The organism is Micromonospora cathayae (assembly GCF_028993575.1).
Taxonomy (GTDB): Bacteria; Actinomycetota; Actinomycetes; order Mycobacteriales; family Micromonosporaceae; genus Micromonospora; species Micromonospora cathayae.
In genome coordinates this window covers 3,470,266-3,497,102 of sequence record NZ_CP118615.1, presented here as the reverse complement: position 1 = coordinate 3,497,102, position 26,837 = coordinate 3,470,266, and the positions used below count along the sequence as shown (strand labels likewise).

At 73.0% G+C, this 26,837-nt stretch carries 22 protein-coding genes; 13 read left to right on the top strand and 9 right to left on the bottom strand.

All coding sequences use genetic code 11. The features are described 5' to 3' along the window. Position 1: 1 nt before the first annotated feature. Entirely contained in the window at positions 2–658 is a 657-nt protein-coding gene (locus tag PVK37_RS16150; RefSeq protein WP_275034835.1) for a response regulator transcription factor, read from the bottom strand. Between the two features lie 258 nt (positions 659–916). On the opposite strand from PVK37_RS16150, the gene PVK37_RS16145 reads away from it, so the two are divergent. Then, positions 917–1,459 (top strand): acyltransferase, encoded by a 543-nt coding sequence (locus PVK37_RS16145; protein WP_275034834.1) that lies wholly within the window; start codon positions 917–919, stop codon positions 1,457–1,459. A gap of 81 nt (positions 1,460–1,540) precedes the next feature. On the opposite strand, the gene PVK37_RS16140 is transcribed toward PVK37_RS16145, so the two are convergent. From PVK37_RS16140 to PVK37_RS16125, 4 genes are all read right to left on the bottom strand, one after another. After that, on the bottom strand, positions 1,541–2,824 hold the full coding sequence (locus PVK37_RS16140; protein WP_275034833.1) for a nucleotide sugar dehydrogenase: 1,284 nt from the start codon (positions 2,822–2,824) through the stop codon (positions 1,541–1,543). A 5-nt stretch (positions 2,825–2,829) separates the two neighbouring features. Then, a complete protein-coding gene (locus PVK37_RS16135; protein ID WP_275034832.1) occupies positions 2,830–4,386 on the bottom strand; it encodes a glycosyltransferase family 2 protein in 1,557 nt (518 codons plus the stop codon). Then, positions 4,383–5,957: a glycosyltransferase family 4 protein gene (locus tag PVK37_RS16130; protein ID WP_275034831.1), complete on the bottom strand. Its 1,575-nt coding sequence runs from the start codon at positions 5,955–5,957 to the stop codon at positions 4,383–4,385. The genes PVK37_RS16135 and PVK37_RS16130 overlap by 4 nt, the downstream gene beginning before the upstream one ends. A 179-nt stretch (positions 5,958–6,136) precedes the next feature. Beyond that, on the bottom strand, positions 6,137–7,708 hold the full coding sequence (locus tag PVK37_RS16125; RefSeq protein ID WP_275034830.1) for a glycosyltransferase family 4 protein: 1,572 nt from the start codon (positions 7,706–7,708) through the stop codon (positions 6,137–6,139). A gap of 242 nt (positions 7,709–7,950) precedes the next feature. On the opposite strand from PVK37_RS16125, the gene PVK37_RS16120 reads away from it, so the two are divergent. The 8 genes from PVK37_RS16120 to PVK37_RS16085 all read left to right on the top strand — a co-directional run bounded on the left by PVK37_RS16120 (position 7,951) and on the right by PVK37_RS16085 (position 15,886). After that, positions 7,951–9,114 (top strand): acyltransferase, encoded by a 1,164-nt coding sequence (locus PVK37_RS16120; protein ID WP_275034829.1) that lies wholly within the window; start codon positions 7,951–7,953, stop codon positions 9,112–9,114. A gap of 122 nt (positions 9,115–9,236) precedes the next feature. Beyond that, positions 9,237–9,878, top strand: coding sequence for a class I SAM-dependent methyltransferase (locus tag PVK37_RS16115; protein ID WP_275034828.1), 642 nt, complete (start codon positions 9,237–9,239; stop codon positions 9,876–9,878). 15 nt (positions 9,879–9,893) lie between these two features. Then, on the top strand, positions 9,894–10,661 hold the full coding sequence (locus PVK37_RS16110; protein ID WP_275034826.1) for a hypothetical protein: 768 nt from the start codon (positions 9,894–9,896) through the stop codon (positions 10,659–10,661). A gap of 182 nt (positions 10,662–10,843) precedes the next feature. Then, positions 10,844–11,932, top strand: a complete 1,089-nt coding sequence (wecB, locus tag PVK37_RS16105; RefSeq protein ID WP_275034825.1) for a non-hydrolyzing UDP-N-acetylglucosamine 2-epimerase — start codon at positions 10,844–10,846, stop codon at positions 11,930–11,932. A 123-nt stretch (positions 11,933–12,055) separates the two neighbouring features. Next, positions 12,056–13,288, top strand: a complete 1,233-nt coding sequence (locus PVK37_RS16100; RefSeq protein WP_275034824.1) for a glycosyltransferase — start codon at positions 12,056–12,058, stop codon at positions 13,286–13,288. Continuing rightward, positions 13,288–13,836, top strand: coding sequence for a hypothetical protein (locus PVK37_RS16095; RefSeq protein ID WP_275034823.1), 549 nt, complete (start codon positions 13,288–13,290; stop codon positions 13,834–13,836). The genes PVK37_RS16100 and PVK37_RS16095 overlap by 1 nt, the downstream gene beginning before the upstream one ends. A 29-nt stretch (positions 13,837–13,865) precedes the next feature. Next, positions 13,866–15,257, top strand: coding sequence for a glycosyltransferase (locus PVK37_RS16090; protein ID WP_275034822.1), 1,392 nt, complete (start codon positions 13,866–13,868; stop codon positions 15,255–15,257). Further along, positions 15,254–15,886: a hypothetical protein gene (locus PVK37_RS16085; protein ID WP_275034821.1), complete on the top strand. Its 633-nt coding sequence runs from the start codon at positions 15,254–15,256 to the stop codon at positions 15,884–15,886. The genes PVK37_RS16090 and PVK37_RS16085 overlap by 4 nt, the downstream gene beginning before the upstream one ends. 81 nt (positions 15,887–15,967) lie before the next feature. On the opposite strand, the gene PVK37_RS16080 is transcribed toward PVK37_RS16085, so the two are convergent. The 4 genes from PVK37_RS16080 to PVK37_RS16065 form a co-directional block, all read right to left on the bottom strand. Beyond that, the gene (locus tag PVK37_RS16080) at positions 15,968–18,580 is read right to left on the bottom strand and encodes a glycosyltransferase family 4 protein (RefSeq protein WP_275034820.1); all 2,613 of its coding nucleotides are present in this window, start codon (positions 18,578–18,580) and stop codon (positions 15,968–15,970) included. Positions 18,581–18,669: 89 nt separating this feature from the next. Then, complete coding sequence (locus PVK37_RS16075) at positions 18,670–19,707, bottom strand: Gfo/Idh/MocA family protein (RefSeq protein ID WP_275034819.1); 1,038 nt, start codon at positions 19,705–19,707, stop codon at positions 18,670–18,672. Continuing rightward, positions 19,704–20,813 carry a DegT/DnrJ/EryC1/StrS family aminotransferase gene (locus PVK37_RS16070; RefSeq protein ID WP_275034818.1) on the bottom strand — a complete coding sequence of 370 codons (1,110 nt, stop codon included), beginning with the start codon at positions 20,811–20,813 and terminating at the stop codon, positions 19,704–19,706. The genes PVK37_RS16075 and PVK37_RS16070 overlap by 4 nt, the downstream gene beginning before the upstream one ends. Positions 20,814–20,898: 85 nt before the next feature. Beyond that, complete coding sequence (locus tag PVK37_RS16065) at positions 20,899–21,534, bottom strand: TetR/AcrR family transcriptional regulator (RefSeq protein WP_275034817.1); 636 nt, start codon at positions 21,532–21,534, stop codon at positions 20,899–20,901. Between the two features lie 191 nt (positions 21,535–21,725). On the opposite strand from PVK37_RS16065, the gene PVK37_RS16060 reads away from it, so the two are divergent. The 4 genes from PVK37_RS16060 (at position 21,726) to PVK37_RS16045 (ending at position 26,830) form a co-directional block, all read left to right on the top strand. Beyond that, positions 21,726–22,622 (top strand): ABC transporter permease, encoded by an 897-nt coding sequence (locus PVK37_RS16060; protein WP_275034816.1) that lies wholly within the window; start codon positions 21,726–21,728, stop codon positions 22,620–22,622. Beyond that, entirely contained in the window at positions 22,615–23,433 is an 819-nt protein-coding gene (locus tag PVK37_RS16055) for an ABC transporter ATP-binding protein (protein WP_275034815.1), read from the top strand. Before PVK37_RS16060 ends, PVK37_RS16055 begins: the two co-directional genes overlap by 8 nt. Before the next feature lie 157 nt (positions 23,434–23,590). Then, positions 23,591–25,105, top strand: coding sequence for a bifunctional cytidylyltransferase/SDR family oxidoreductase (locus tag PVK37_RS16050; RefSeq protein WP_275034814.1), 1,515 nt, complete (start codon positions 23,591–23,593; stop codon positions 25,103–25,105). A 33-nt stretch (positions 25,106–25,138) separates the two neighbouring features. Then, on the top strand, positions 25,139–26,830 hold the full coding sequence (locus tag PVK37_RS16045; protein ID WP_275034813.1) for a CDP-glycerol glycerophosphotransferase family protein: 1,692 nt from the start codon (positions 25,139–25,141) through the stop codon (positions 26,828–26,830). The last annotated feature ends 7 nt before the right edge of the window (positions 26,831–26,837 follow it).

The following is a 26,837-nucleotide window of genomic DNA, read 5'->3' as shown; positions in this document are numbered from 1 at the left end:
CTCACTCCCCGCGCAGCCGGTAGCCGACCCCGCGTACGGTCTCCACCAGCCGGGCGTCGCCCAGCTTGCCGCGCAGCGACCCGACGTGCACCTCGACGGTGTGCCGGTCGGCCCAGGTGGTGCCCCAGACGTCGAGCAGGATGCGCTCGCGGGGCACCACGGTGCCGGGCTGCCGGGCCAGCGAGACCAGGATGTCGAACTCCTTGCGGGTCAGCGTGACCGGCCGGTCGTCGACGGTGACGGTCCGGGCGGCCACGTCGATGCGCAGGCCACCGGCGACGAGCCGGTCCGGCTCGGGGGCGGCGCGGACGGCCCGGCGCAGCACCGCCTCGATCCGCGCCTGCAACTCGACCATGGAGAACGGTTTCACCACGTAGTCGTCCGCGCCGAGGCGCAGCCCGAGCACCCGGTCCCGTTCCTCGCCCCGGGCGGTGACCGCGATGATGCCGATCTGCGCGCTGCGCCGCCGCAGCTCCCGGCAGAGTTCGGTGCCGTCGCCGTCGGGCAGGGTCAGGTCGAGCAGGACCAGGTCGCACGGCGCGGCGGCCAGCGCCGCCGCCACGGTCGCCGCGTGTTCCACCTGGTAACCCCGCCGGGTCAACGCGGACGACAGGGCCGCCGCCACCCGTCGGTCGTCCTCCACCAGCAGGACCCGCACCCGCACCCCCTCCGCCGTTGAGCCTCCGGTCAGCGAATGGTGCCAGACTCCGCCACCGCCGCGACACCCCGCCGGGGTGGGTGGGAGAGCGGGGGTGGGTGGGGCGGGCGGGGCAGGGTGGGGTGGGCGGCGCGGGGTACGGCGACGGTTATGCTCCCCCTGCCGGCCGTGACCGTGCGTCACACTACCGTTTTCGGCACAAGCCGCCCAGAACCGGCGCGGCACCCGCCCTTCGAACACTGTGAGTGGAGCCAGCCCATGAGCCAAGGAACCGACCAGGTCTTCGTGCACCCGACCGCCGAGGTGGAGGAGGGCGCGACCATCGGCGACGGTACGAAGGTCTGGCACCTGGCCCACGTCCGGTCCACCGCGCGGATCGGTGGCGGCTGCGTGATCGGCCGGAACGTGTACGTCGACAGCAACGTGGTGATCGGTGACCTGTGCAAGGTCCAGAACAACGTCTCGGTGTACCAGGGCGTGACCCTGGAGGACGAGGTCTTCGTCGGCCCGTGCGCGGTGTTCACCAACGACTTCCGGCCCCGGGCCCAGAACCCGGACTGGCAGATCACCCCGACCCTGGTACGCCGGGGCGCGTCGATCGGCGCGAACGCCACCCTGGTCTGCGGCATCGAGGTCGGCTCGTACGCGATGATCGCCGCCGGTTCGGTGGTGACCCGGGACGTCGCCCCGTACCAGTTGGTCGCCGGCAACCCGGCCCGGCCGAAGGGCTGGGTCAACGAGAAGGGCGAGGTGGTCTCCCGCGACCCGGCCACCCCGCCGCCGGGTCTCGGCCAGGGCTGACCCCGGCCCTGCCGTCCGCAACAGCAGAGGGGATCCCGACCAGGTGCGGTCGGGATCCCCTCTTTCGCGGTCGGTGGCGGGTCAGCCGCCGATGACGACGCGACGGACGTCGGGCCAGCGGGCCGGGTCGGTCACCCGCCGGCCGTCCACCAGCACCCGCACGTCGGGCAGGTCGGTGGCGGCGAGCGAACGGTACTCGGCGTGGTCGGCCTGCACCACGGCGGCGGTGACCCGCTCACCGGAGTACGCCGGCAGCCCGTGCGCGACCAGCTCCTCGGCGGTGTACATCGGGTCCGACACGTACGGCTTGGCGCCCCGGGCGCGCAGCGCCTCGACGGTCGGGAAGACGCCGGAGAAGGCGGTCTCCTTCACCCCGCCCCGGTACGCCGCGCCGAGCACCAGCACCTCGACGTCGGTGAGGTCGCCGTACGCGGCGGCGAGCAGGTCGACGGCGTACTCCGGCATGGCCGCGTTGGCCTCCCGGGCGGAGCGGACCACGGTGGCGGCCGGGTCGTTCCACAGGTACATCCGGGGGTAGATCGGGATGCAGTGCCCGCCGACCGCGATGCCCGGCGCGTGGATGTGGCTGTACGGCTGGCTGTTGCAGGCCTCGATCACCTTGAGCACGTCGATGCCGACGCTGTCGGCGAACCGGGCGAACTGGTTCGCCAGGCCGATGTTGACGTCCCGGTAGGTGGTCTCGGCGAGCTTCGCCATCTCGGACGCCTCGGCGGAGCCGAGGTCCCACACGCCGTTCGGCCGGGCCAGGTCGGCGCGCTCGTCGAAGTCGAGCACCGACTCGTAGAAGCTGACGCCGTGCGCGGCGGACGCCTCGTCGATGCCGCCGACCAGCTTCGGGTACCGGCGCAGGTCGGCGAAGACCCGACCGGTGAGCACCCGCTCCGGGCTGAACACCAGGTGGAAGTCGGTGCCGGCGGTGAGCCCGGAACCCTGCTCCAGCATCGGCGCCCACCGGTTGCGGGTGGTGCCGACCGGCAGCGTGGTCTCGTAGCTGACCAGGGTGCCCGGCTTCAGACCACGGGCGATGGACCGGGTCGCGTCGTCCATCCAGCCGAAGTCCGGTACGCCCTCGGCGTCCACGAACAGCGGCACGACCACCACGACGGCCTCGCTCTCGGCGACCGCGGCGGCGGTGTCGGTGGTCGCCGAGAAGAGACCGGCGGCGACGACCTCCTTGAGCTTGACGTCCAGGTCGGCTTCCCCGGGGAACGGCACCGCACCGTCGTTGACCAGGTTGACCACCCGCTCGGAGACGTCGGCACCGATCACCCGGTGCCCCTTCGTCGCGAACTGCACGGCCAGCGGCAGTCCGATCTTTCCGAGGGCGACGACGCAGATGTTCATGACTGCTACTTTCCTCCTAGTGGGAGCCGACGCCGCAGGCGGGCCATCACCCGGCGTGGCGTCACAGGCGCTACGGCGACGATCAGTTGACCCTTGTGGTTGGTGGTGGCGCTGAGCACGTGGAGGCGGGCACCACGCCGGACCACCACACGCTGGGGAACCCCCCGCCGGGGACCCCGCAGCGGGGCCGTCCCGGTCGTACCGAACGCGTCGATCCGCGCCTGGATGAGTCGCAGCTTACCCCCGGGGGCGATCGCCGCCAGCAGATCGGCCAGCAGGAAGCGGGCCCGGATGGTGGTACCGGTGATGTCCGGGACGAGTTCGGTGTTCTCCGCCACCACCTCACCCGCGACCAGCTTCAACGCCGACGCCAGGTGGGGCAGGTCGGGGCGGGGGCTACGGGCGGTGACGACCAGCGCCCGGGTGCCCTCGAAGACCACCGAGACGGTGTCGAGGCGGGCGATCCAGTCGGCGGCCCGGCCGGTGATCTCGAACCAGTGGTCCGGGATGTCGAGGCGGGGGTCACGGAAGCCGGGGTAGTCGGCGTACCAGCGGCCCTCCTCCACGATCGCCGGCGGGGTGCCGTGCTCGGCGTCCTGGCGGATCACCGCGAGCAGGTCGTCCAGCTCGCCGTGCCAGGCCAGGGCGAGCCGGATCCGGGTCTCGATGCCGAGCTGGTCCCGGATCGGGTCGGTGAGGTACTTCTCGGTGAGCGTTCGTACCCCGGCCTGGACGCTGGCCTGGGTGGGGCGGTCCAGGGCCAGGAAGTCGTTCTCCAGCAGCCGGGCCACCTCCCAGGAGAAGTGCCGCAGCAGCACGGCGTCCCGGCGGGGACCGGCCTCGATCAGCCCGGCCACGAAATCCATGATCGACTCGGCGCAGTGCAGCCGTTCCAGGTGCCGGCTCTTGTAGGTGATGTTGCGGGCGTTGAACCGCCGGACCGCGAAGTAGTAGTCGTAGTCGGCCAGCACCGAGATCCGCCGGGCCCGGTGGCACGCCTCGATGGTGAACGGCTGGTCGCTGCCGACCGGCATGTCCTCCGGGTAGCGCAGCTTGTGCCGCTCGACCAGCTCCCGCCGGAACAGCTTCGTGTTCGACAGCGAGAACGGCAGCGGGGAGGTGAACAGGTCGACGTCCGACTGTGTCGACTCGAAGATCGCCTGGTGGATGTAGCGGCTGTTCACCCCGACCATCCGGCCGAGCACCACGTCGGCGTCCCACCGGTCGGCGGCGGCGACCAGCCGTTCCAGCGCCTCCGGGCCGAGGTAGTCGTCCGAGCCGATGAAGAACACGTACCGGCCGGTGGCCGCCTCCAGGGCCCGGTTGCTCGGGTTCGCCGGACCACCGGAGTTGGCCTGGTGGATCACCTTCACGGTGCCCGGGTACGCGCGGGCGAACCGGTCCAGCTCCCGGCCGCTGCCGTCGGTGGACCCGTCGTCGACCGCGACGACCTCCAGCCGGTCCCGCCCGATGGTCTGCTCCATCACCGAGGTGAGACAGCGGGTCAGGTAGGGCATGGTGTTGTAGACGGCGGTGATCACCGTCACGTCGGGGACGGTCACGTGCCGGCCCCCACCGCCGGGCGGGTCTGGTCCGCCCCGGTGGTCGGCTGCCCCGCGTCGGCCGGCACCGGGCCGGGCCGGCCCGGCAGCAGCCGCCGGTAGACGGCGTCGAGCACCTCGGCCTGGGCCTCCCAGGTCCAGCTCTCCAGCAGGCCCGGCCGGTCGTACGCGGCCCGGTAGCGCTCCGGGGCGGCCAGCACCGCCCGGACGGCCCGCACGTAGTCGGCCACGTCCTCGGCCCGGAACACCTCGCCCTGGCCGGTGGAGCGGACCGTGCCGGCCATCGTCTTCACGTCGCTGACCACCAGCGGCAGCCGGGCGTGCGAGTACTCGAAGAACTTCGTGATCAGCGCGATCTCGTGGTTGGGCCAGTGGTGGATCGGGATCACCCCGGCGTCGGCGGCGGACAGGAACGGCACCACCTGCCAGTGCGCCACGTACGGCAGGGCGTGCACCCGGTCGGCGACGCCGAGCTTCGCGGCCCGGGCCAGCACCCCGGTCACGTACGGGCCAGCGGGCTTGTTGACCACCAGGGCGACGTGCACCCCGGGCAGCTGCGGCAACGCGTCGACCATGACGTCCAGGCCACGCTGGCGGGCCGCCGCCCCGCTGTAGACCAGCAGCGGCACGTCGGGGCCGACGCCGCACAGGGCGCGCAGGTCGGGCGCGGGCGCGTCGGGGGCCAGCTCACCGTGGTCGGCGGCCGGCGCGTTGAGCACCACGTCCGGCGGGGTCGCCAGCCGGTGCTCCCGCTGGAGCAGCTCGGCCAGGCCGTCGGAGACGGTCATCACCGCGTCGGCGTACGGGGCGTACTCCCGCTCGTGGGCGCGGTGGGCGGGCAGCCAGCGGGCGTTGTCCTGCCAGGGCTTGAGGCCGGGCAGGAACTCGTGGGCGTCCCAGACCACCTTGATCTCGCGGCCCCGCTGCGCGGCGCGGATCTTGGCGCGGGCGGCGACGCCGAGCATCCGGAAGTCGTTGGCGTGGATCAGGTCGGGGGCCAGCTCGTCGACGACCGGCCCGTAGGCCAGTTCGTAGTCCCACAGCCCCGGCTCCAGCCGCCGCCACGCGCCGTCGCCCTTGAGCTTCTGCCAGAACAGCGTGTACGCCCGGTCCCAGGGGTTGTGGAACCGGCGGCGGGTGCGGGCCCGGGTGAGCATCCAGTACCGCCCGGAGACCCAGGTACGGGTCAGCTTCGCGGCGGCCTGCTCGACGCCCAGCAGCCGGCGGCGCAGCGCCAGCCGGGGCGTCGCCGGGTCGGCCAGGGCCAGCTTGGCGGCCCGGACGGTCAGGTCGGCCTGCCACGCCTTGACGCTCTGCTGCCGGTGCGCGGCGATCCCGCTCGGCGGGTACGCCAGCGGCCAGCGCAGCCAGGCCCGGCGGAACTCGTGCCGGCGGCGGGCCAACGGGTCGGGCATGGCCAGCAGCCGCACCTCGGCGCGGCCCAGCCGCCAGGTCTGCGGCACACTCCCCGGGGACCGGCCCAGCAGGACGACGTCCCAGCCGGCGTCGGCGGCCGAACGTGCTGTCTTCTGCACCCGGGAGTCACCGTTGACACCGTTGTCGACCAGCATGACAACCCGTCCACGGGAAACCGGGACCGCGGACGCACCGTCGCGCTCCATTATCCGCCTCTCCGATGTTGCCGGGGTCTGCTCCCAGAATGACCCGGCGAGTTTACGGTAACGCCCGACTGGTCCGCTTCGGCCGGGCGCGGGGCTCCCCGACCGGGACAGGTCCCCGGGGTCCGGACTCAGCCGACCCCGGCCGGCGCCAGCAGGCGGGTGTAGACCCTGTCCAACGCCTCCGCCTGCCGCTCCCAGGTCCAGTTCTCCAGCAGGCCCGGCCGGTCGTACGCGGCCCGGTAGCGCTCCGGGTCGGCCAGCACCGCCCGCGCGGCGCGGGCGAAGTCGGCCGCGTCCTGGGCCCGGAACACCTCGCCCTGGCCGGTGGAGCGGACCGTCTCGGCCATCGTCCGTACGTCGCTGACCACGATCGGCAGCCGGGCGTGCGAGTACTCGAAGAACTTGTTGCTCAACGCGATCTCGTGGTTGGGCAGGTGGACCAGCGGGCTGACCGCCGCGTCGGCGGCGGAGAGGAACGCGGCGACCTGGTGGTGCGGCACGTACGGCAGCACGTGCACCCGGTCGGCCACGCCCAGCTCGCCGGCCCGGCGCAGCAGCGCGTCGATCGACGGGGTGGACGACCGGCCCGGGGGCAGCGACACCAGGGCCAGGTGCACCCCCGCCAGCGCGGGCAGCGCCTCCACCACCACGTCCACCCCGCGCACCGGGGCGACCGCGCCGGAGTAGGCCAGCAGCGGCACGTCCGACCCGATCCCGCAGAGGGCCCGCAGGTCGGGCACGGGCCCGCCGTCGGTGGCGTCGGCCGCGCCGGCGTTCGGGGCGTTGAGCACCACGGTGGGCCGCTCGGGCAGGTGGTGTTCGCGCTGGAGCAGGTCGGCGAGGGCCTCCGAGACGGTCACCACGGCGTCCGCCACCGGGGCGTGCTCCCGCTCGTGGGCGCACTGCGCGCGCAGCCACCGGCCCCGGCTCAGCGCCGGGTTCAACCCGGGCAGGAACTCGTGCGCGTCCCAGACCAGCTGCACCGGGTGACCGGCGGCCCGGAGCCGGAGGGTGGCCCGCGCGCCGACACCGAGCATCTTGTAGTCGTTGGCGTGGATGATGTCGGGGCGCAGCCGGTCCACCACCGGGCCGAAGGCCAGCTCCCAGTCCCACAGCGCGGGCTCCAGCCGCCGCCACGCGCCGTCGCCCCGGACCGTCTCCCAGAACCAGGTGTAGAACCGGTCCACCGGGCCGGCCAGCTTGCGGCGGTCCTTCTGGCCCCGGGTGAGCTGCCAGTACCGGAAGGAGACCCACTTGCCGGTGACCGAGGCGGCGACCTTCTCGGCGGCCAGCGCCCGCCGCCGCCAGCCGGGCACCGGGCGGCCCGAGCGGGCGGTCAGATCCAGCTCCGCGGCCCGCAGCCGCAGGTCGGTCTCCCAGGCCCGGACGGCCTGCTTGCGGTGCGCGGCGATGCCGTTGGGCGGGTACGCCAGCGGCCCCCGGCGGAACACCCGGCGGTACTCGTGCCGGCGGCGGGACAGCGGGTCGGCGACGGCCAGCAGGCGCACCTCGGCGCCACCGAGCCGCCAGGTCTGCGGTACACCGCCCGGGGCCCGGCCGAGCAGGATCACCTCCCACCCGGCGTCGGCGGCCGACCGGGCCGCCTTCTGCACCCGGGAGTCACCGTTGACCCCGTTGTCGACCAGCATGACCACCCGGCCCCGGGAGGCTGCCGCCCCTGCGCCGCCGTCGAACCCCATGCCGATCTCCTCTGCCTTCCGCCGAGCCCGCGGCCACCCGATGCGGGACAACGCTGCCGAGCACACACGCCCGGAGGCAGGCGGGAACGCCGCAGACCGGTGCGTGGGGGCCGCGGTCGCCCGTCGGCCGCCGCCCGAGCACGGTATCCCACCGCCGGCTCCGGGCACCGGCCCCCCGGGGTCGCGTCGGGCGCGCCGGAGCGCGTGTGGGCGCGGGCGGAATCCCGGCTAGCATCACGCCGGTGAGTCTGCCCAGCCAGTCCCCCGTCGTTCCGTCCGCCGCCGGGCCGGAGCCCGGCTCTGCCACCGCCGCCGGGCCGGAGCCCGGCTCTGCCGGGGCCACGCCGGACGCCCGCCCGCCCCGCCGGTACGGCCTCGACGTGCTGCGTATCGGGGCGATCTGCGGCGTGGTGGCGATCCACGTGGTGGGCACCTACGTGGCGAACGACGACCGTCGGGGCAGCCGCAACTGGTGGATCGCCACCGCCATCGACATCGGGGCGATCTGGACCGTGCCGGTCTTCGTGATGATCAGTGGCGCGCTGGTGCTGGCGCCCCGTGCCCACCGGGACGGTCCGGCCGCCTTCTACCGCAAGCGGTTCGCCCGGATCCTCCCGGCGCTGATCGCCTGGCACCTGATCTACCTGGTCGTGGTCCGGATGCTGCTGCGGGGCGAGGAGCTCAGCGGCAAGGCGCTCACCCAATTGCTCATCGACGGGCGGATCTACACCGCGCTGTACTTCCTCTGGCTGATCGCCGGATTGTACCTGCTGGCCCCGGTGCTGGCGACCTTCCTCGCCGCCGGTGACGGGCGCCGGGCCGGGATCACCGCGGCGGTGGCGATGGGCTGGATCCTCGCCGCTTTCATGATCGCCGGGGTGGCGAACCTGAACGGCACCCCCCGGCCGATCCACCTGGGCGCATGGACGATGTGGTGGCCCTACGTGGGGTACTTCCTGGCCGGCTGGGCACTGGCCCGGGTACGCCTGGGCGGCTGGCGGACTGTCCTGGCCGCGCTGCTGGCCACGGCGCTGCTGGCCGAGGGGGTCTGGCGGTGGGGTTCCCGGCCGGACCTGCCGGTGGTGCAGGCGTTGTTCCCGGTGAGCTACCTGGGCGCTTCGGTGGCGGTCGCCGCCGTCTGTGTCTTCCTGGTAGCGAACACCCTAGGTGACCGGTTGCGGCCGTCGCCACGGGTGGGCGGCTGGCTGGTCCGGCTCGCCGACGCCTCGTTCGGGGTGTTCCTGGTGCACCTGCTGCTGCTCGCCCTGATCCAGTGGGCCGTCCCGGACCTGGCGATCGGCGAGTCACTGTCGGTCACCCTGGTCACCTGCGCGGTGGTGACCGTCGGTTCGTTCGCGGTGTCGCTGGGGGCGGCCCGGGTGCCGTACCTGCGGGCCATCTTCTGACCTGGGGACGGCCGGGAGAAGCGACGGAACGTGCCAATCGGGCAATACTCCTGATACGTGCTAGCGTGACCCTCGTCCGCGCACCCGGGACATCCGTCGACGGTGAGGACGGTGACCGACCGATGGAACTGCTCTCCGCCGCCGAGACGACGGCGTACTGGGACGACCGGCACCGACGCGAGGGCGACCTGCGGTCCGGTGGCGACGTCTCCTTCGACGAGGCCACCAACGAGATGTTCTACGTCCGGCGGCTCGGCATCCTGCTGGACCTGCTCGGCCAGCACAGCGACCCGGTGGCTCCCCGGTACCTGCTCGACGCCGGCTGCGGCAAGGGATGGTTCAGCCGGGCCCTGGCCCGCTTCGGGCACCGGGTCGACGGGATCGACGCCAGCCCGTCGGCGCTGGCCGAGGGGCGCACGCTCGGCGGTGGCCCGCGCTACCACGAGTCGACCCTCGCCGACTGGCACAGCCCCTGGCCGTACGACGCGGTCGTCTCGATCGACGTGCTGTTCCACGTCCTCGACGAGGAACAGTGGCAGGCGTCGCTGCGGAACCTGGCCGCGCTGGTCCGGCTCGGTGGCCGGCTGGTCGTCTCCGACCAGGGCGAACCCGGGCGACGGGTGTACGGCAACTACCAGGTGGGTCGCGGGCCGGACCGCTACCGGTCGGTGCTGTCGCCAGCCGGCTTCCGGGCCGACGGCTGGCACCCGTACCGGTTCCGGGGCAGCCCGATCGGCTTCCACGCGTTCACCCGCACCGGCTGACCCGGGGAGGACCGGATGCGCCTGCACGAGATCGACACCCACCTCCTCGACGGGGTACGGGAGATCGTCGACGTCACCCACGAGCAGGTCCGGCTGCGCCGGCACCTGCGCGCGCCGGAGGAGGTGGCGTACCGGCGGGCCGACCTCGACGCCCCGGACGGACCCCTCGGTGCCGGCGTGCTGGCCCTGGCCCTGACCGGACCCAACCCGCCGGGCCACACCGACCCCTCGGCGCTGGTGCCCCTGCTGGGCCGGCTGGCCCCCGGCGCCCGGCTGCTCCTGCTGCTCGGCTGGCCGGTGGCCGCGATCCCGTACCACCGGCTGCTCGACCCGCTCGGCGCGGCCCGCTGCCAGGTCGTCACCGCCGCCCCGCTGGACCGGGTGGCGATCCGTGGGGTGCACGCCGCCCTCGTCGTGGAGCGGGTGACCTCGGTCACCACACCACGTCCCTACCTGAGCCCCGAGGACCATTCGCCCCGGGAATCCGCCGACCACACCACCGCACTGCTCCGGATGGCGAACGAGTACGTGCTCGGCGACCTCGTCACCCGGCCGGCCCGCCGTCGCCTCGCCGAACTGGACGACCGGGTCGCCGCGCTCACCCGGGAACTGGCCGAGCGGGACGAGGCGCTGCGGGCGGCCGAGCGGGACCTGGCCGGGGCGCGGGCCCGCCTGGCCGCCCTGGAGTCCCCGTCGGCGTCGGCGCTGGGCCGGCTGGTCCTCGGCCGGACCGGTCGGGCCGGGGCGGGGCTGCGCCGGGTGCTCGAACGGCGACGCCGGTGAGGCCCGGCACGCGGGGCGTCCGGCCCCGACACGGAGACGTACCGTAAGGTCTTGCGCCGGGGCCGCGGGTACGTGACCGACCGTCGGCATCCGGTGCCCGCGCACGGGCACCCCGCCCAGCGCGCCCGACCGGGGCATCGCCGCGCCCCTTCCCGGAACCCACGACGTGCAGGAGATGGTCAGTGAAGGTCGTCAGCGTTGTCGGAGCCCGTCCCCAGCTGGTCAAGCTGGCGCCGATCGCCGCCGCGTTCGCCGGCACCGGCTACGAGCACGTGATCGTGCACACCGGCCAGCACTACGACGTCAACCTCTCCGACGTCTTCTTCAGCGGGCTGGGCATCCCCGACCCGGACGTGCACCTGGGCATCGGCTCCGGCAGCCACGGCGTGCAGACCGGCGGGGTGCTCGCCGCGATCGACCCGGTCCTGGCCGAGCAGCAGCCCGACTGGGTGCTCGTCTACGGCGACACCAACTCCACGCTCGCCGGCGCGCTCAGCGCGGTCAAGCAGCACCTGAAGGTGGCCCACCTGGAGGCCGGCCTGCGGTCGTTCAACCGCCGGATGCCCGAGGAGCACAACCGGGTGCTCACCGACCACGCCGCCGACCTGCTGCTCGCCCCCACCGAGGAGGCCCTGCGCCACCTGGCCAACGAGGGCCTGGCCGGCCGGGCGGTGCTCAGCGGGGACGTCATGGTCGACGTCTGCCTGCGGGTCCGCGACGCCGTCCTGGCCGGCGAGCACCCCCGGCCGACGCTGCCCGAGGGCATCGACCCGGAGCAGCCGTACCTGCTGGCCACCCTGCACCGGCCGGACAACACCGACGACCCGGCCCGGCTGGCGTCGATCATCGCGGCCATGGCCGACCTGCCGGTGCCGGTGGCGCTGCTGGCCCACCCGCGCCTGAAGGCCCGCGCCGAGGCGCACGGTCTGAAGCTCGACCAGGGCGCGGTGCACACCGGGCAGCCCCTCGGGTACGCCGGCCTGGTGGCCGCGGTGCTCGGCTCGGCCGGTGTGGTCACCGACTCCGGCGGCCTGCAGAAGGAGGCGTACCTGCTCGGCCGGGCGTGCACCACGCTGCGGCCGGAGACGGAGTGGGTGGAGACCCTGGCCGGCGACTGGAACCGGCTCGTCCCGGACCCGGACGCGCTGGGCCGCCCGGCATGGATCGAGACGGCCACCCGGCCCGCGCCGCAGAGCGAGCAGGGCACCCCGTACGGTGACGGCCGGGCCGCCGAGCGGGTGGTGCGGATCCTGGCGGAGCGCCTCGGCTGAACGACAGGCAGACGCCGGGTGACCAGCGGCCGCCCGGCGTCGCTTCACCGTGCACGCCGTGTCCGTACAGGTCAGACTGGTAGCATTCACCGCTGCTGCCACGCCTCAGGAGGAACCACTCGCGTGACGACCGCCTTTCCCAGCAGCGTCGCCATCCTCACCCCCTGGTACCCGAGCACGCAGCGTCCCTTCCTGGGCGCGTTCGTCAAGGCCATGGTCGAGGCGACCGCCCCGGGCTACGAGCGGGTGACGGTCTACCAGTGCGACGAGTGGGCCGGCCGGCACTCCGCAGCCGAGGACGCCGAGATCGTCCGCGCCCACCACGCCCTGCTCCCCCACGCCCTGCGCGGGTACCCGACCGTAGGTGGGGCCACCCGGCTGCACCTGCCGGTGCCGTTGCCGGTGGGCCTGTCGTACGCCGAGATCGCGCAGCGGCACTCGGCCACCGTCTCGGCCGCCCTGGGCGGGCAGCCGATCGACGCCCCGGTGGTGCACGCCCACGTCGGGCTCCCCGGCGGCTGGGCGGCCCTGCGCAACGCCCGTCCCGACGCCCGGGTCTTCGTCACCGAGCACGCCACCTTCCTCGACGCGGTGCTGGCCCAGCCCGAGGCCCGCGAGATGTACGCGGAGCTGCTGCGCCGCTGCGCCGGGGTGTTCGCGGTGGGCCGCGCGGTACGCGACCCGCTGGTCGAGGCGTTCCCCGAGTACGCCGACCGGGTGCGGATCATCCCCAACCCGGTCTCCTTCGCCGCCGAGCGCGCCACCCCGGTCACCGCGCTGCGCCGTTGGCTCTTCGTCGGCGGGCTGATCCCCCGCAAGGGGGTGCAGCGGCTGCTGGAGGCGTTCGCGCTCTGCCGGGCCGACGACCCGACGCTGACCCTGACCTTCGTCGGCGAGGGGCCGTTGCAGGAGAAACTCACCGCCCGCGCCGCGGAACTGGGGGTGACCGGGGCGATCCGGTTCACCGGTGCCGTCCCGCCCGAGCAGGCGCTGGGGCTGATGCGGGAGCACGACCTGCTGGTACACCCCAGCCAGTTCGAGACGTTCGGGATGACCGTCGTGGAAGCCTCGGCGGCCGGCATGCCGGTGCTGGTCACCCGGTGCGGCGGCCCGGAGGAGAGCCTGGCCGGGATCGAGGACGCCGCCGGTGAACTGGTGCCGGTGGAGGACGACCCGGAGTCGCTGGCCGCCGGTTACCGTCGGCTGCGGGACCGGTTCACCGCCGGGATGGACCTCGGCCTGGCCCGCCGGGAGCTGGCCGCCCGGTACGGCTATCCGGCGGTGGCGCAGGCGCACCGGCGGGCCTGGTTCCCCGACCACGTCACCACCGACCCGGCTCCGGAGCAGGGACACTGATGGCCGCACAGCGCACGATCTTCCTCGCTCTCGGCGGCAACCGGGCCCGGGTGGTCGTCGAGGAGTCCGCCCGGGTGGTCGCCGGCGGTGGCCGGGCCACCGTCGTCGTCGACGAGCTGACCGCGTGGCGGGGCCAGCGGTTCGCCCCCGGGGTCCGGGTGGTCGAGCTGGCCCGGCTGCAACGCGCGCACCTGCCCGTCGCGGCCGAGCAGCTCATCGTGCACCGGGCCCCCCGGGCGGCGCTGCGCGTCGTCGGGCGGGGTCGCCTCACCGGCTGGTCGCAGCGGGCCAGCCGGGCCTACGACCGGCGGATCGCCGGCCGGGTGCACCGCCGGCTCTTCCTTCCGGTCTACCACCGGCTCTGGGGCGACGTCCGCCACCGGTTGCTGCGCCGCCAGATCGCCCGGGAAGGCGTCGACCTGCTGGTGGTCGCCGACCCGGTGTCGATTCCGGTGGCCGCCCGCCTGGTCCTGGAGGACCGGATCTGCCCGAACATCTCGTACGGCCTCGACACCGCCGCACCGAGCGGCACGCCGCCGCCGGCCTGACGGCGCCAGACCGAATCGCGGAGAACCTGATGACAAGCCGACACCGGGGACGACAGCCGCGAGTGCTCTACCTGTCGTTCTACTTTCCCCCGTCCCGTGCCAGTGGCGTGTACCGCGCCCGGGCCACCGCCAACCACCTGGCCGCGGAGGGCTGGGACGTCACGGTCATGGCGGCCCCGCTGAAGTTCCTGCACGAGGCGATCGGCTCGGTGGACGAGAAGCTCGCCGAGACGGTGGACGAGCGGATCCGGATCGAGCGGCCCCGGCTCAACCAGTTCGTCTGGGAACGGGACGTGCGGCGGTTCAGCCGCTTCCGGCAGACCATGCCGGTGACCGCCCGGTACATCTACGACCTGGGCCAGCGGATCTTCCCGGAGCACTACGCCTCGTGGGGCTGGGCCTGCGTACGCCGGGCCCTGCGGCTGCACGCCCGCCGGCCGTTCGACGTGGTGCTGGCCACCGGCAACCCGTTCGCGTCCTTCGCCGCCGCCTGGCTGTTCCACCGGTTGGCGCGGGTGCCGTACGTGGTGGACTACCGGGACTCGTGGACCCTGGACCTGTTCGCCGACGAGCCGGCCTACGAGGACGACCACCCGGTGTGGGCCTGGGAGCGGCGGGTGCTGCGGGGCGCCAGCCGGGCGGTCTTCGTCAACGACGCGCTGCGCGGCTGGCACGCGGAGCGGTACCCGGAGGTCGCCGACCGGATGCGTGTCGTCCCCAACGGCTGGGACCCGGACCTGCTCACCGTGCTCGACGACGCGCCCGGTGCCGGGCCACGCACCGCCGCCGGACCGCTGCGTTTCTCGTACCTCGGCACGGTCACCAACAACCAGCCGGTGGAGGAGCTGGTCGAGGCGTTCCGGTTGGCCCGCCAGCATCCCGACCTGGACGACGCGGTGCTGAACGTCTTCGGGCACCTCGGCTTCTTCAAGGGCAGCGACGTGCAGCTGCTGGAACGGCTCGGGCTCGACCCGGCGGCCGGGCAGACCGACGACCCGGCCTCGGGGGTGCGGTACCGGGGACCGGTCGCCAAGACCGACGTCGCGGCGGCGTACGCGGAGAGCGACGTGCTGGTCTTCCTCGCCGGCGGCGCCCGGTACGTCACCTCCGGCAAGATCTTCGAGTACATGGCGAGTGGTCGGCCGATCGTGTCGGTGCACGCACCGGGCATCGCGGCCACCGAGGTGCTGGCCGGCTACCCGTTGTGGTTCAACGCCGACAGTCTCGATCCGGAACAGATCGCGCAGACGATGATCGCGGCGGGCAAGGCGGCCCGGGACCTCACCCCGGAGGCCCGGGAGGCCGCGATCCGGCACGCCAGCCGGTACACCCGGCAGCGGGTGCTCGGCCCGCTGGAGGCGGAACTGCGTCAACTGGCGGGAGCGGCGTCCCGCGAGGAGCAGGAGGTGGTGTCGGCGTGAGTTCGTACGAGGAGGACAGGGTCGAGACGGCCGAGACCGTGGTGACCGCCGTCGACGACGCGCCACGCGCCGAGGTGACCACCGGCCGCCCCAAGCGGGTGCTGGTGCTGTCGCTGATCCACCGACCGCAGCTGCGGCTGGTGAACTACGTGCAGAACCTGGCCGGGCGCGGCGACGACGTACACGTCTTCGTGTCCAGGGTGGAGCACTGGCAGGAGATAGAGGACCTGGACCCCCGGATCCGGCTGCACCCCCTGGACCGTCCCGAGGAGCAGCTGCTGGTCCGCCGGGTGGAGCGGGCGCTGGTGTTCCGGGGTCCCCGGGCGGTCAGCAACGTCGTCGGGCTGGTCGCCGGGCAGCGTTGGGGACGCCCGCTGCGCCGCCCGGCCGAGGTGGTCTCCCGGGCCCAGACCAAGGTCTCCGGGGCGGTCCACAAGCGCCTGTTCATGCCGACCTACCGGGCGTTGCGGCCCCGGCTACTGGCCACCCGGTTCGACGAGGCGCTGCGCGGCATCGACTTCGGCACCGTCGACCTGGTGGTCGCGGCGGACGTGTACACCGTGACGTTGGCCGCCCGGCTGGCCCGGCTGCACCCGTCGGTGCGGGTCACCACCGGTCTGGAACTCTGACCCGTCGTTTCCCGCGCCACGACGCGACGGGGGCGGCCAGCGTCACCGCTGGCCGCCCCCGTTTCGTATGGGTGGAACCGGTCAGGTCAGGAAGTCCTCGAAGACACTCGCGGTACGCCGGCCGTCGTGCACGTCCCGCGCGTACCGGACGGAGGCCGCACCGATGCCGGCCGCCCGGTCCCGGTCGTCGAGCAGCGACTCGATCGCCTTGCGCAACGAACCGGGGGTGGCGTTGACGATCGGCGGGTGCGCGCCGAACCGGGCGTGCATCGCCTCGTTGAGGAACGCGACCACCGGCCGGCCGGCCGCCATCGCCTCCACGGCGAAGGTCCCGTACGCCCCGGTGGCGAACTGGTCGAGGACGATGTCGGCGGTGCGGACCAGCTCCCGCATCTCCTCCCAGGGGACGCCCTCGACCAGCTTCAGTTCGATGGCCCGCTTGTCGTGCAGCTCCTGCAGGGTGGGCAGGATCCGGTCGGTGCCCTTGGTCCACCGGGCCGACGGCGCGTGCAGCACCACCGGACGGGGCCGCTCCATCACCGGGTGGTCGCTGGCCCAGCTCGCCACGTCGACCACCTGGGGTGCCCAGGTCGCCGTCGGCAGGTCCTCCAGCAGGTCCGGCGTGGTCACGAAGAGCGGCAGCCCGCTCTCCTCGGCGACCCGGCGGTTGCGTTCGGCCCGCTTGGTGAGGCGTTCGGCCACCCCCTCGGGGGCGTCCCGGAACAGCGAGAACTCGTGCCGCTCCAGATGCCGTCCGGGGTGCCGGATCTCGCTGCCGTGGGCGAGCAGCGCCACCTTGATGTTGGCCCGGCGCAGCGCCGGCAGGTCACCCTCGATGTTGTCGCCGTTGAGGTAGCCGAAGACCGGCAGGAAGGCGTCCACCACCAGGTGCGTGTACCGGCCGACGATCCGCTGGACCTGCTCGACCTGGAAGTCCACGTCGTTGATCCGGGACAGGTCGAGGTAGACGTCCGCCGGGAAGACGAACGTGGTGGGGCCCTTGCGCATCACCACCTCGGCCGACACGTCCGGGTTGCTCTGGCAGATGGCCTGCGCGAACGCCGCCGCCTGGCCGGCGTAGTTGGCCGGGCCGAGCCCGAGCCGTACCCGGGTCTGGCCGAGCGGCCGCCAGGCGTCCAGCGGCCGGTCGGCGACGGTGGTGTCGACCGGCGGTGGGCCGGCGTGCTCCTCCACCGTCCACGGCACCTCGGGCCGCGGCTCGGCCGGCGCGACCGCGGCGACCTGCCGGTAGAGCCGCATCAGCCCGGCGCTCTGCTCCTCCCAGGACAGCTCGCGCAGGATCGGCTCGACGATCCGGGCCCGCAGCTCGTCCCGGCCGGCCATGGCCTGCCCGACGGCGGCGACGAAACTGGCGTGGTCGTCGGAGCGGAAGACCGTGCCGACCTGGTGCCGGGAGACGAACTCGCCGAGGGTCTTGACGTCGCTGGCGACCACCGGGATGCCGGCGTGCAGGTACTCGGCGAGCTTGGTGGGCAGCGACAGCTCGTAGTTGAGGGTCCGCTTGGAGCAGATCAGCCCGAGGTCGGCGGTGGAGAGGTAGTCCGGTACCGCGTGCTGGGCCACATAGGGCACCACGTGGATGCGGTCCCGGACGCCGATCTCCTCCGCGCGGTTGAGCAGGAACTCCAGCTCGGGGCTGGTCCGGCCGGAGACGATCGCCAGGTGGAACCCGGGCAGGTCGGTGAGGGCGTTGACGGCCGTGCCGAGGCCCCGTTCGGCGGAGAGCCAGCCGGAGTAGACCAGCAGCGGCACGTCCTCGCCCACCCCGGCGGCGGCCCGGACCGAGGGCCGGTCGGACAGCGCGCCGACCGACTCCCGGATCGGGGTGTTCCGGACGACCAGCGGCGGCTCGGGCAGCTTGTAGTCGGCCCGGAGCCGCTCGGCGATCTCCGGGGAGACGGTGACCACCGCGTCGGCCCGGCGGATGTACTCGCGTTCGACGCCGGGGAACGCGGTGGACATCTCCGGCTTGGGCCAGTCGACGCCCGGCACGTACTCGTGGGCGTCGTAGATCCAGGCGACCTTCTCGCCACGGGCCCGCATCCGGGCCACGCTGAGCGCCGCCGTGTTGATCATCGTGATGTCGTTGGCGTGGATCAGGTCCGGCTTCAGCTCCTCGATGAACGGGCCGAAGGCCAGGTCGAGGTCGAGCAGCTGGGGCCAGTCCCGCCGCCAGTTGCCCGTCGGCTTCGGGTTCTTCGCCTGCGCCTGCTCCCAGCCGAACGCCCGCTCCCGGAACTTGTGCGCGGCCCGGCGGACCCGGACCACCGCGCCCAGTGCCCGGCTCGGCGGCAGGGACAGCAGCTTCCGGGCGCCGGACTGGCGCTGGTCGCCGCGGAGCCAGCCGATCTCGGCGGTCACCTGGCGTACCCACGCCTGGTGGATGGCCCGGCGACGGGCCAGGGCCTGCTTGTCGCTGATGCCGAACTGGGTGACCTTGCGCCGTAGCGGGTGCCCGGTCAACTCCTGCCGCATGTGTGACCGGACCGGCAGTCGGACGACCTCGATCGGACCCATGCGGGTCCGCTTGACGCGGGTGCCCCCGGCGCCGATCAGGGTGACGTCCCAACCGTCCCGGGCCGCCGCGATGGCGATCTTCTGGACCCGGGAGTCCCCGGTGATGCCGTTGGCGACGATGACCGCGAGCCGGGGTCGACGAGCGGACGGTGCCATGCACGGTCCCTTCTGTAGCGAGAGGTTGACGCTGGTGTCCGGGGGTACCTGGCCCGCGCCGGCCGTCCCGGGTGGGTGCCGCCGCCCGGTCAGCTCGGGACGACGACCTCCGTGGCGACGGACGGGTCACCGCGACGGACGTCGACCGTGCTGCCGTCGGTCGCCGAGCGCAGCAGCGCCGCCGCCACCTGGACGGTACGCAGGCCCTGCCGGAGGGTGACGATGTCGCTTTCCTTGCCCTCGACCGCGTCCCGGAACCGCTCGTGCTCGACCAGCAGCGGCTCGCGCTTCGGGATGGCGTACCGGACCATGTCGCCCTCGGCGACGCCCCGGAAGGCCCGCAGCGCCTCCCACTCGGTGTCGATGGCCGCGTTGGCGTAGAAGGTCAGGTCGGCGGTGAGCGTGTCGGCGACGAAGCAGCCCTTGTCACCGGTGATGACGGTGGACCGCTCCTTGAGCGGGCTCAGCCAGTTCACCAGGTGGTTGACCATCGTGCCGTCGGTGAGCTGCCCGACCACGGCGACCATGTCCTCGTGCAGCCGGCCGCTGCGCGACACGGTGCGGGCCGAGACCGAGGCGTAGTCGTGGCCGGTCACCCAGGCGGTGAGGTCGATGTCGTGGGTGGCGAGGTCCATCACCACGCCGACGTCGGCGATGCGGTGCGGGAACGGCCCCTGGCGTCGGGTGACCACCTGGAACACCTCGCCCAGCTCGCCGGCCTCCAGCCGGGTCCGCAGGTTCTGCAGGGCCGGGTTGTACCGCTCGATGTGCCCGACCCCGGCCACCAGGCCGGCGCTCTCGAAGGCGTCCACCAGCCGGCTGGCCGCCTCGACGGACTGGGCCAGCGGCTTCTCGATCAGCGCGCAGACGCCGTTACGGGCCAGCTCCAGACCGACCTGCTCGTGCAGCGCGGTGGGGCAGGCCACGACCGCGTAGTCGATGCCGAGCGCGAGCAGGTCGTCGAGCTGCGGCACGACCGGGGCGCGGAGCACGCCGTTCGGGTCGCCGGCGGGGTCGACGATGCCGACCAGCTCGACGCCGTCGAGGCCGGAGAGGACCCGGCCGTGGTTGCGGCCCATCGCGCCGAGGCCGATCAGGCCGGCGCGCAGCTTGCGTCCCTGGCTCATCGGGCACCCCCGGCGATGTTCGCGCCCTCGGCGATCCGCTCCAGGTCGGCCGGGCTCAGCGACGGGTGCACCGGCAGCGAGACGACCTCGGCGGCGGCCCGCTCGGTCTCCGGCAGCTCCCACGGGCCGGGCTTGCCGTCCTCGGTGAGGTACGGCTTGAGCCGGTGGATCGGGGTCGGGTAGTAGACCGCGTTGCCGATGCCCAGCTCGGTGAGGCGCTGCTGGGCGGCGTCCCGGTCCCCGGTCACCCGGACGGTGTACTGGTGGTAGACGTGCCGGGCGTTGTCGGCCACCGGCGGGGTCACCATCGAGGTGATCTTGGAGTCGAGGAACTTGGCGTTCGACCGCCGCTGCTCGGTCCAGTCGGCGAGCTGGCGGAGCTGGACCCGGCCGATCGCGGCGGCGACGTCGGTCATCCGCATGTTCGCGCCGACGATCTCGTTGGCGTACCGCTGCTCCATGCCCTGGTTGCGCAGCAGCCGCAGGGTACGGGCCAGCTCGGCGTCGGCGGTGGTGACCATGCCGCCCTCGAGCGAGTGCATGTTCTTGGTCGGGTAGAAGCTGAAGCAGCCGGCGGTGCCGAACGCGCCCACCGGGTTGCCGTTGAGCGCCGCGCCGTGCGCCTGGGCGGCGTCCTCGACGACGGCCAGGCCGTGCTTCTCGGCGATCTCCATGATCCGGTCCATCGCGGCGGGGTGGCCGTACAGGTGGACCGGCATGATCGCGACGGTGCGCGGGGTGACCGCGGCGGCCACCGCCGCCGGGTCGACGCAGAAACTGCCGGGCTCGATGTCGACGAAGACCGGCGTCGCGCCGACCAGCCGGACGCTGTTGGCGCTGGCGGCGAAGGAGAACGACGGGACGATGATCTCGTCACCCGGGCCGAACCCGAGGGCCATCAGGGTGAGCTGGAGGGCCGAGGTGCCGGAGTTGACCGCGACACAGTGCCGGCCGGCGACCAGCTCGCCGAACTCCTCCTCGAAGGCGGCCACCTCCGGGCCCTGCACCACGCGTCCGCTGCGCAGTACCCGCACCGCCGCGTCGATCTCGGCCTCGCCGATTACCGGGCGGGCTGGTGGGATGAATTCTGCGTTCAGCCCGGACATGGGCTTCCTCCTGTCGACGGGGCGTTCGTTCGGATCGGGATGCTAACGGGTCACGCTGCAACCGGGATGAGGGGCACGGGACAGGTCATGACCGGCCGGATTCGGCACTCGGGGCGACACTGGACAACGTCAGGTCCGGTTCGGACCGGCCAGCCGGTTGGCATGCTACCCCCAGGGCCGCGGTGACCGCCGTCGCCATCCGTGGCAGGTCCTCCACGGCCAGTGGCGCCCGGGACACCGCCAGCCGCCAGTACAGCGGACCGACGATGAGGTCGACCGCGATGTCGAGGTCGGTGTCGGGGGCGAGCTCCCCACGGGCGATCGCCCGGCCGAGCAGCTGCCCGGCGATGTCGCGCTGGTTGGCCCGCAGCGCGGTCTGGAGCGTCTGGGCGATCTGGGGGTTGCGTGCGGCCTCGGCGAGCAGATCGGGAATGATCTGTGCGGCCAACGGGTGACGCAACGCACGTGCCATGATCATGAAGAGCAGTTCGAGATCACCACGGAGGTCGCCGGTGTCCGGCAGTGGCAGGCTCTTGCCGGCCGCCGCCGAGACGATCTCCAGCACCAGTTCCAGCTTGGAACTCCAGCGCCGGTAGATGGCGGTCTTGCTGACCCCGGCCCGCCGGGCCACCGCCTCGATCGAGAGCCGGCCGTAGCCGACCGCCGCGAGTTCCTGCATCACGGCACGGCGGATCGCCGTGGTGATCTCACCACGGAGCACCGCCGCACCCGCTGGAGCACGCCTTTTCTCGGTCGTCACATGAGACAATGTAGCGCAGCGACGGTACGGTTGCGTCCCGACGTGTTTTCCACTACGGTCCACGCAGCGACGGAGCGAAGACGGTTCATGTCCCGGTCACGCTCTCTGCCGTCGCGGGTCCCGTAACGCCGAACAGATCGGAGCGCCCAACCATGGCCAACACGGCGGTGGCCGACGCCGATTCAGGACTGACCGGGGCACAGCTTGCCGCCCGGTACGGACTGAGCGTCGCCGGAAAGAGGCCCTCTTTCGCCGCGTACACACGGCAGTTGTGGTCCTACCGGCACTTCATCGCGGCGTACGCGAACGCCAAGCTGGTCGCCTCGTTCAGCCAGGCCCGCCTGGGCCGACTCTGGCAGGTGCTGACCCCGCTGACCAACGCGGCGGTGTACTACCTGATCTTCGGCGTGATCCTGAACACCAAGGCCGGCATCCCGAACTTCATCGCGTACCTCTGCGTCGGGCTGTTCGTGTTCAACTTCACCCAGAGCGTGGCGCTGGGCGGCACCCAGGCGATCACCGGCAACCTCGGGCTGATCCGGGCGCTGCACTTCCCCCGCGCCTCGCTGCCCTTCGCGGTGACCCTGACCCAGTTCCAGCACCTGGTCTCCGCCATGGTCGTGCTGGTCGCGATCGTGCTGGTGACCGGGGAGCCGATCACCCTGGAGTGGCTGCTGGTGCTACCGGCCATGCTGCTCCAGACGATCTTCAACGTCGGGCTGGCCCTGGCCCTGGCCCGACTGGGCGCCAAGATGACCGACCTGAAGCAGGTCATGCCGTTCGTCATGCGGACCTGGATGTACGCCTCCGGCGTGCTGTACAGCGTCGCGGCGTTCGCCGAGAACCTGCCCCGCGCGCTGGCCACCCTGGTGGAGTTCAACCCGCTGTTGATCTACATCGAGCTGGTCCGGCACGCGCTGCTGGAGGGCGCGCCGCTGACCTCGTCCGCGCCGCGTCTCTGGCTGCTCGCGACCGCCTGGGCGGTACTGGTCGGTCTGGGCGGCTTTGTCTACTTCTGGCGCGGCGAACAGGAGTACGGTCGTGGTTGATTTCAACACGGTTCCGGTGAGTGCCACCACCACGCCGGTGGGGCAGCGCATCCCCACGGTGATCGTGGACAACGCGCACCTGATCTACCGGGTGTACGGGGCCGGCAGCGGCGGGGCGGGTTCCCCGGTCGCCGCCCTCAAGCGGATCGTCACCCGGCAGCAGCAGCGACCCACCCTGCGCGAGGTGCACGCGGTCAAGGGCGTCAGCTTCGTCGCGTACCGGGGCGAGGCGATCGGCCTGATCGGCAGCAACGGCTCCGGCAAGTCGACCCTGCTGCGGGCCATCGCCGGGCTGATGCCGACCAACCGGGGGGCGATCTACACCCAGGGCCAGCCCTCGCTGCTCGGCGTCAACGCCGCCCTGCTCGGCGACCTCTCGGGCGAGCGCAACGTGGCGCTCGGCTGCCTGGCCATGGGCATGACCCCGGAACAGGTCAAGAAGGTCACCCCGGAGATCCTCGCCTTCTCCGGCATCAACGACCGGGACGACTTCGCCTCGCTGCCGATGCGGACCTACTCCTCCGGCATGCAGGCCCGGCTGCGGTTCTCCATCTCCGCCGCGAAGAAGCACGACGTGCTGCTGATCGACGAGGCGCTGGCCACCGGTGACACCCGGTTCCGCCGCCGCAGCGAACAGCGCATCCGCCAGTTGCGCGCCGACGCGGGTACCGTCTTCCTGGTCAGCCACTCGATCGGCTCGATCCGGGACACCTGCGAGCGGTCGATCTGGCTGGAGTCCGGGGTGATCCGGATGGACGGCCCCACCGACGAGGTGACCCGGGCGTACGAGGACTACATGGCCGGCCGCTGACGCACCGCCAGTGGGCGTCCGACCGGTCACCGCGTGGCCGGTCGGACGCCCACTGGTCGTCGCGGGCCGTACCGACGCCCCACCCCGGCGGACGCCGCAGCCGGACGCCGGAGCCAGCCGTACCGCAGCACCAGACGTGGATCAGTGAGGATCGACCATGACGCAGGACCACCCGACCGGATCCGGCACCGCGACGGAGGCACCGTGGCGGCCCGCGCGGACGGTGGCGGTGGTGCTGGCCGGCGGGACAGGCTCCCGGGTCGGCCTGGGCATCCCCAAACAGCTCGTCAAGATCGCCGGTAAGCCGATCATCGAGCACACCGTGGCGGTGTTCGAGGCGGCCCCCGAGATCGACGACATCCTCGTGCTGATGGCCCCGGGGTACGTCGACGACGCCCGGCGCATCCTCGACGCCGCCGGCTTCCGCAAGGTCCGCCGGGTCGTCGCCGGCGGCGACACCCGCAGCGACACCACCCGGCTGGCGCTGGACCTGATCGGCCCGGACGACTGCAACGTCCTCTTCCACGACGCGGTCCGGCCCCTGGTCAGCGGGCGGATCGTCCGGGAGTGCGTGAACGCGCTCTGGACGTACGCGGCGGTGGACGTGGCGATCCCCTCGGCCGACACCATCGTCGAGGTCGACGACGACGACTGCATCACCGGCATCCCGGTCCGGTCCCGGCTGCGGCGCGGCCAGACCCCGCAGGCGTTCCGCTCCCCCACCATCCGGCAGGCGTACCGGCTCGCCGCCGACGACCCGCACTTCGCCGCCACCGACGACTGCGGGGTGGTGTTGCGCTACCTGCCGGACGTACCGATCAAGGTGATCGACGGCGCGGACGAGAACATCAAGGTCACCCACCCGGTCGACGTGCACCTGGTCGACAAGCTGTTCCAGCTCGCCGCCGCCCGCGTCCCCCGGCTGGTCGACGAGGCCCGCTACACCGAGGAACTCACCGGCCGGACCATGGTCGTCTTCGGCGGCAGCTACGGCATCGGGCACGAGCTGACCGAGCTGGCCCGCCGGCACGGCGCACAGGTCTTCCCGGTCAGCCGCTCCACCACCGGCACCCACGTGGAACGCGACGCCGACGTGCGGGCCGCGCTGACCGCCGCGTACGAGGCCACCGGCCGGATCGACCACGTGGTGGTGACCGCCGGCATCCTGGAGAAGGGCGCGCTGGCCGAGATGGACGAGGCCACCATCGACCGGCTGCTCCAGGTCAACTTCGTCGGGCCGGTGACCGTGGCCCGGTACGCGCTGCCGTACCTGCAACAGACCAAGGGTCAGCTGCTGCTCTACACCTCCAGCTCGTACACCCGGGGGCGGGCCCGGTACGCGCTCTACTCGGCGACCAAGGCCGCGCTGGTCAACCTCACCCAGGCGCTCGCCGACGAGTGGGCCGAGTTCGGCGTCCGGGTCAACTGCGTCAACCCGGAACGCACCGCCACCCCGATGCGTACCCGGGCGTTCGGCGCGGAACCCGAACACACCCTGCTCGCGGCGGAGACGGTGGCCCGCGCCTCGCTGGACGTGCTCCTCTCCGACCTCACCGGCCAGGTGATCGACGTCCGCCGGTCCGGCGGTCAGGCGGTCCCGGCGACGGCCGACGAACCGGTGCTGCCGACCCAGCCCGGCCCGGACCGTGCCGGTCTGCCGGCCACCAACTGAACCCACCCGCACCAGTCAGGAGACGTCGGCGACATGCGTGGCACCCTGGTCCGGAAACTGCTCGCCCGGGGCCTCACCGTGGGCCTGGCGGTGCTGGCGTTCCTCGTCCTGCTGCTGACCGGCGCGACCGTGCCGGGGCTGCTGCTGGCGGTCGCCGCCCTGGCCGCCGGGGCGTGGGAGCGCCGGGTCCGCCCGGACGCGGACCTCGCCGCCGAGTCCGTGCTGGTCGCGGCGGGCGTCCTGATCGGGTACACCCGCCGCCTGGACGCCGGCTTCGACCCGGCGCTGGCCGCCGCCGGACTGGTGCTGCTGGCCCTGGTGCTGCTGGACGGGCCGCTGCGCGTCGCCGGCGGGCTGGAGATCCGGACCGCCAACCTGCCGGTCCGCACCGGGCTGACCACCGCACACGTCGGCACCGCCATCCCGGTGCTGCTCGGCGCGGTCGCGCTCGGTGCGCTGCTGGCCCTGCCCAGCTGGTACGCCCTGCTGGTCAGCCTGCTGGTCGGCGGCCTCGCCGGGCTGGTCGGGACGCGCCTGGCCGGTCGGCGGTTCCGCCCGTCGACGGCGGCCAACAGCCCGGTGGCCCGCGCGCTGCGCCGGCACCAGCCGGAGTTCCTGCTCTACTTCTCCGCCCCGCCCGGCTCCGAGTACCAGGTCACCATGTGGCTGCCCTACCTGGAGCGGATCGGCCGGCCGTTCCTGGTGCTGCTGCGCGAGCCGGAGTTCCTGGCCCCGATCGCGGCGGCCACCACCGCCCCGGTGGTGTACTGCCCGACCCTCAAGGCGATGGACGAGACGCTGGTGCCGAGCCTGAAGGTGGCGTTCTACGTCAACCACGGCGCGAAGAACGCGCACTGCATCCGGTTCACCCAGCTCACCCACATCCAGATCCACCACGGCGACAGCGACAAGGCCCCCAGCGCCAACCCGGTCACCGCCATCTTCGACCGGAACTTCGTCGCCGGTCAGGCCGCCATCGACCGGTACGCCCGCGCCGGGGTGCAGATCCCGGCGGAGAAGTTCGTCATCGTCGGCCGCCCCCAGGTGGAGGCGATCGAGGTACGTCGCCCGCCACTGACCCTGCCGGCGAACCCGACCGTCCTCTACACCCCCACCTGGACCGGGCACCACGCCGACGCCGACTACTGCTCGCTGCCGGTGGCCGCGACGCTGGTCGACCGGCTGCTGGCCCGGGGCGCGACGGTGATCCTGCGGGCCCACCCGTACACCGCGCAGAACCCGGAGTCGGCCCGGCAGCTCGCCCGGGTGGAGGAACTGCTCGCCGCGGACCGGTCCCGCACCGGACGGCAGCACGTCTGGGGGGCCGACGCCAGCCGGGCGATGAGCCTGGTCGACTGCGTCAACCGCTCCGACGCGCTGGTCTCCGACGTGTCCGGAGTGATCTCCGACTACCTCTACTCCGGCAAGCCGTACGCGGTGACCGACATGGGCGCCGACGGCGACCGGTTCACCGAGCGGTTCCCGCTGGCCCGCTCCGGTTACGTGCTGCGGCGGGACCTGGCCGACGTGGACGAGGTACTGGACCGGCTGCTCGGCACCGACCCGCTGGCCGGGGCGCGGTGGGCGATGCGGACGCACTACCTCGGTGACTTCCCGGTCGAGTCGTACGCCGAGGGGTTCCTGTCGGCGGCGCGGGCGCACCTGACGGCGTCACCCACCGTCCCGGAGCAGCCCACCGGCCCGGTCGCCGCCCCCACGCACTGACGACCAC

Bases quoted from the DNA above. Each gene is read 5' to 3' on its own strand.
- PVK37_RS16080 (WP_275034820.1), bottom strand. From the start codon at position 18,580: ATGGCACCGTCCGCTCGTCGACCCCGGCTCGCGGTCATCGTCGCCAAC.
- PVK37_RS16115 (WP_275034828.1), top strand. From the start codon at position 9,237: ATGGAACTGCTCTCCGCCGCCGAGACGACGGCGTACTGGGACGACCGG.
- PVK37_RS16145 (WP_275034834.1), top strand. From the start codon at position 917: ATGAGCCAAGGAACCGACCAGGTCTTCGTGCACCCGACCGCCGAGGTG.
- PVK37_RS16070 (WP_275034818.1), bottom strand. From the start codon at position 20,813: ATGTCCGGGCTGAACGCAGAATTCATCCCACCAGCCCGCCCGGTAATC.
- PVK37_RS16125 (WP_275034830.1), bottom strand. From the start codon at position 7,708: ATGGGGTTCGACGGCGGCGCAGGGGCGGCAGCCTCCCGGGGCCGGGTG.
- PVK37_RS16110 (WP_275034826.1), top strand. From the start codon at position 9,894: ATGCGCCTGCACGAGATCGACACCCACCTCCTCGACGGGGTACGGGAG.
- PVK37_RS16060 (WP_275034816.1), top strand. From the start codon at position 21,726: ATGGCCAACACGGCGGTGGCCGACGCCGATTCAGGACTGACCGGGGCA.
- PVK37_RS16140 (WP_275034833.1), bottom strand. From the start codon at position 2,824: ATGAACATCTGCGTCGTCGCCCTCGGAAAGATCGGACTGCCGCTGGCC.
- PVK37_RS16090 (WP_275034822.1), top strand. From the start codon at position 13,866: ATGACAAGCCGACACCGGGGACGACAGCCGCGAGTGCTCTACCTGTCG.
- PVK37_RS16095 (WP_275034823.1), top strand. From the start codon at position 13,288: ATGGCCGCACAGCGCACGATCTTCCTCGCTCTCGGCGGCAACCGGGCC.
- PVK37_RS16075 (WP_275034819.1), bottom strand. From the start codon at position 19,707: ATGAGCCAGGGACGCAAGCTGCGCGCCGGCCTGATCGGCCTCGGCGCG.
- PVK37_RS16050 (WP_275034814.1), top strand. From the start codon at position 23,591: ATGACGCAGGACCACCCGACCGGATCCGGCACCGCGACGGAGGCACCG.
- PVK37_RS16045 (WP_275034813.1), top strand. From the start codon at position 25,139: ATGCGTGGCACCCTGGTCCGGAAACTGCTCGCCCGGGGCCTCACCGTG.
- PVK37_RS16130 (WP_275034831.1), bottom strand. From the start codon at position 5,957: ATGCTGGTCGACAACGGTGTCAACGGTGACTCCCGGGTGCAGAAGACA.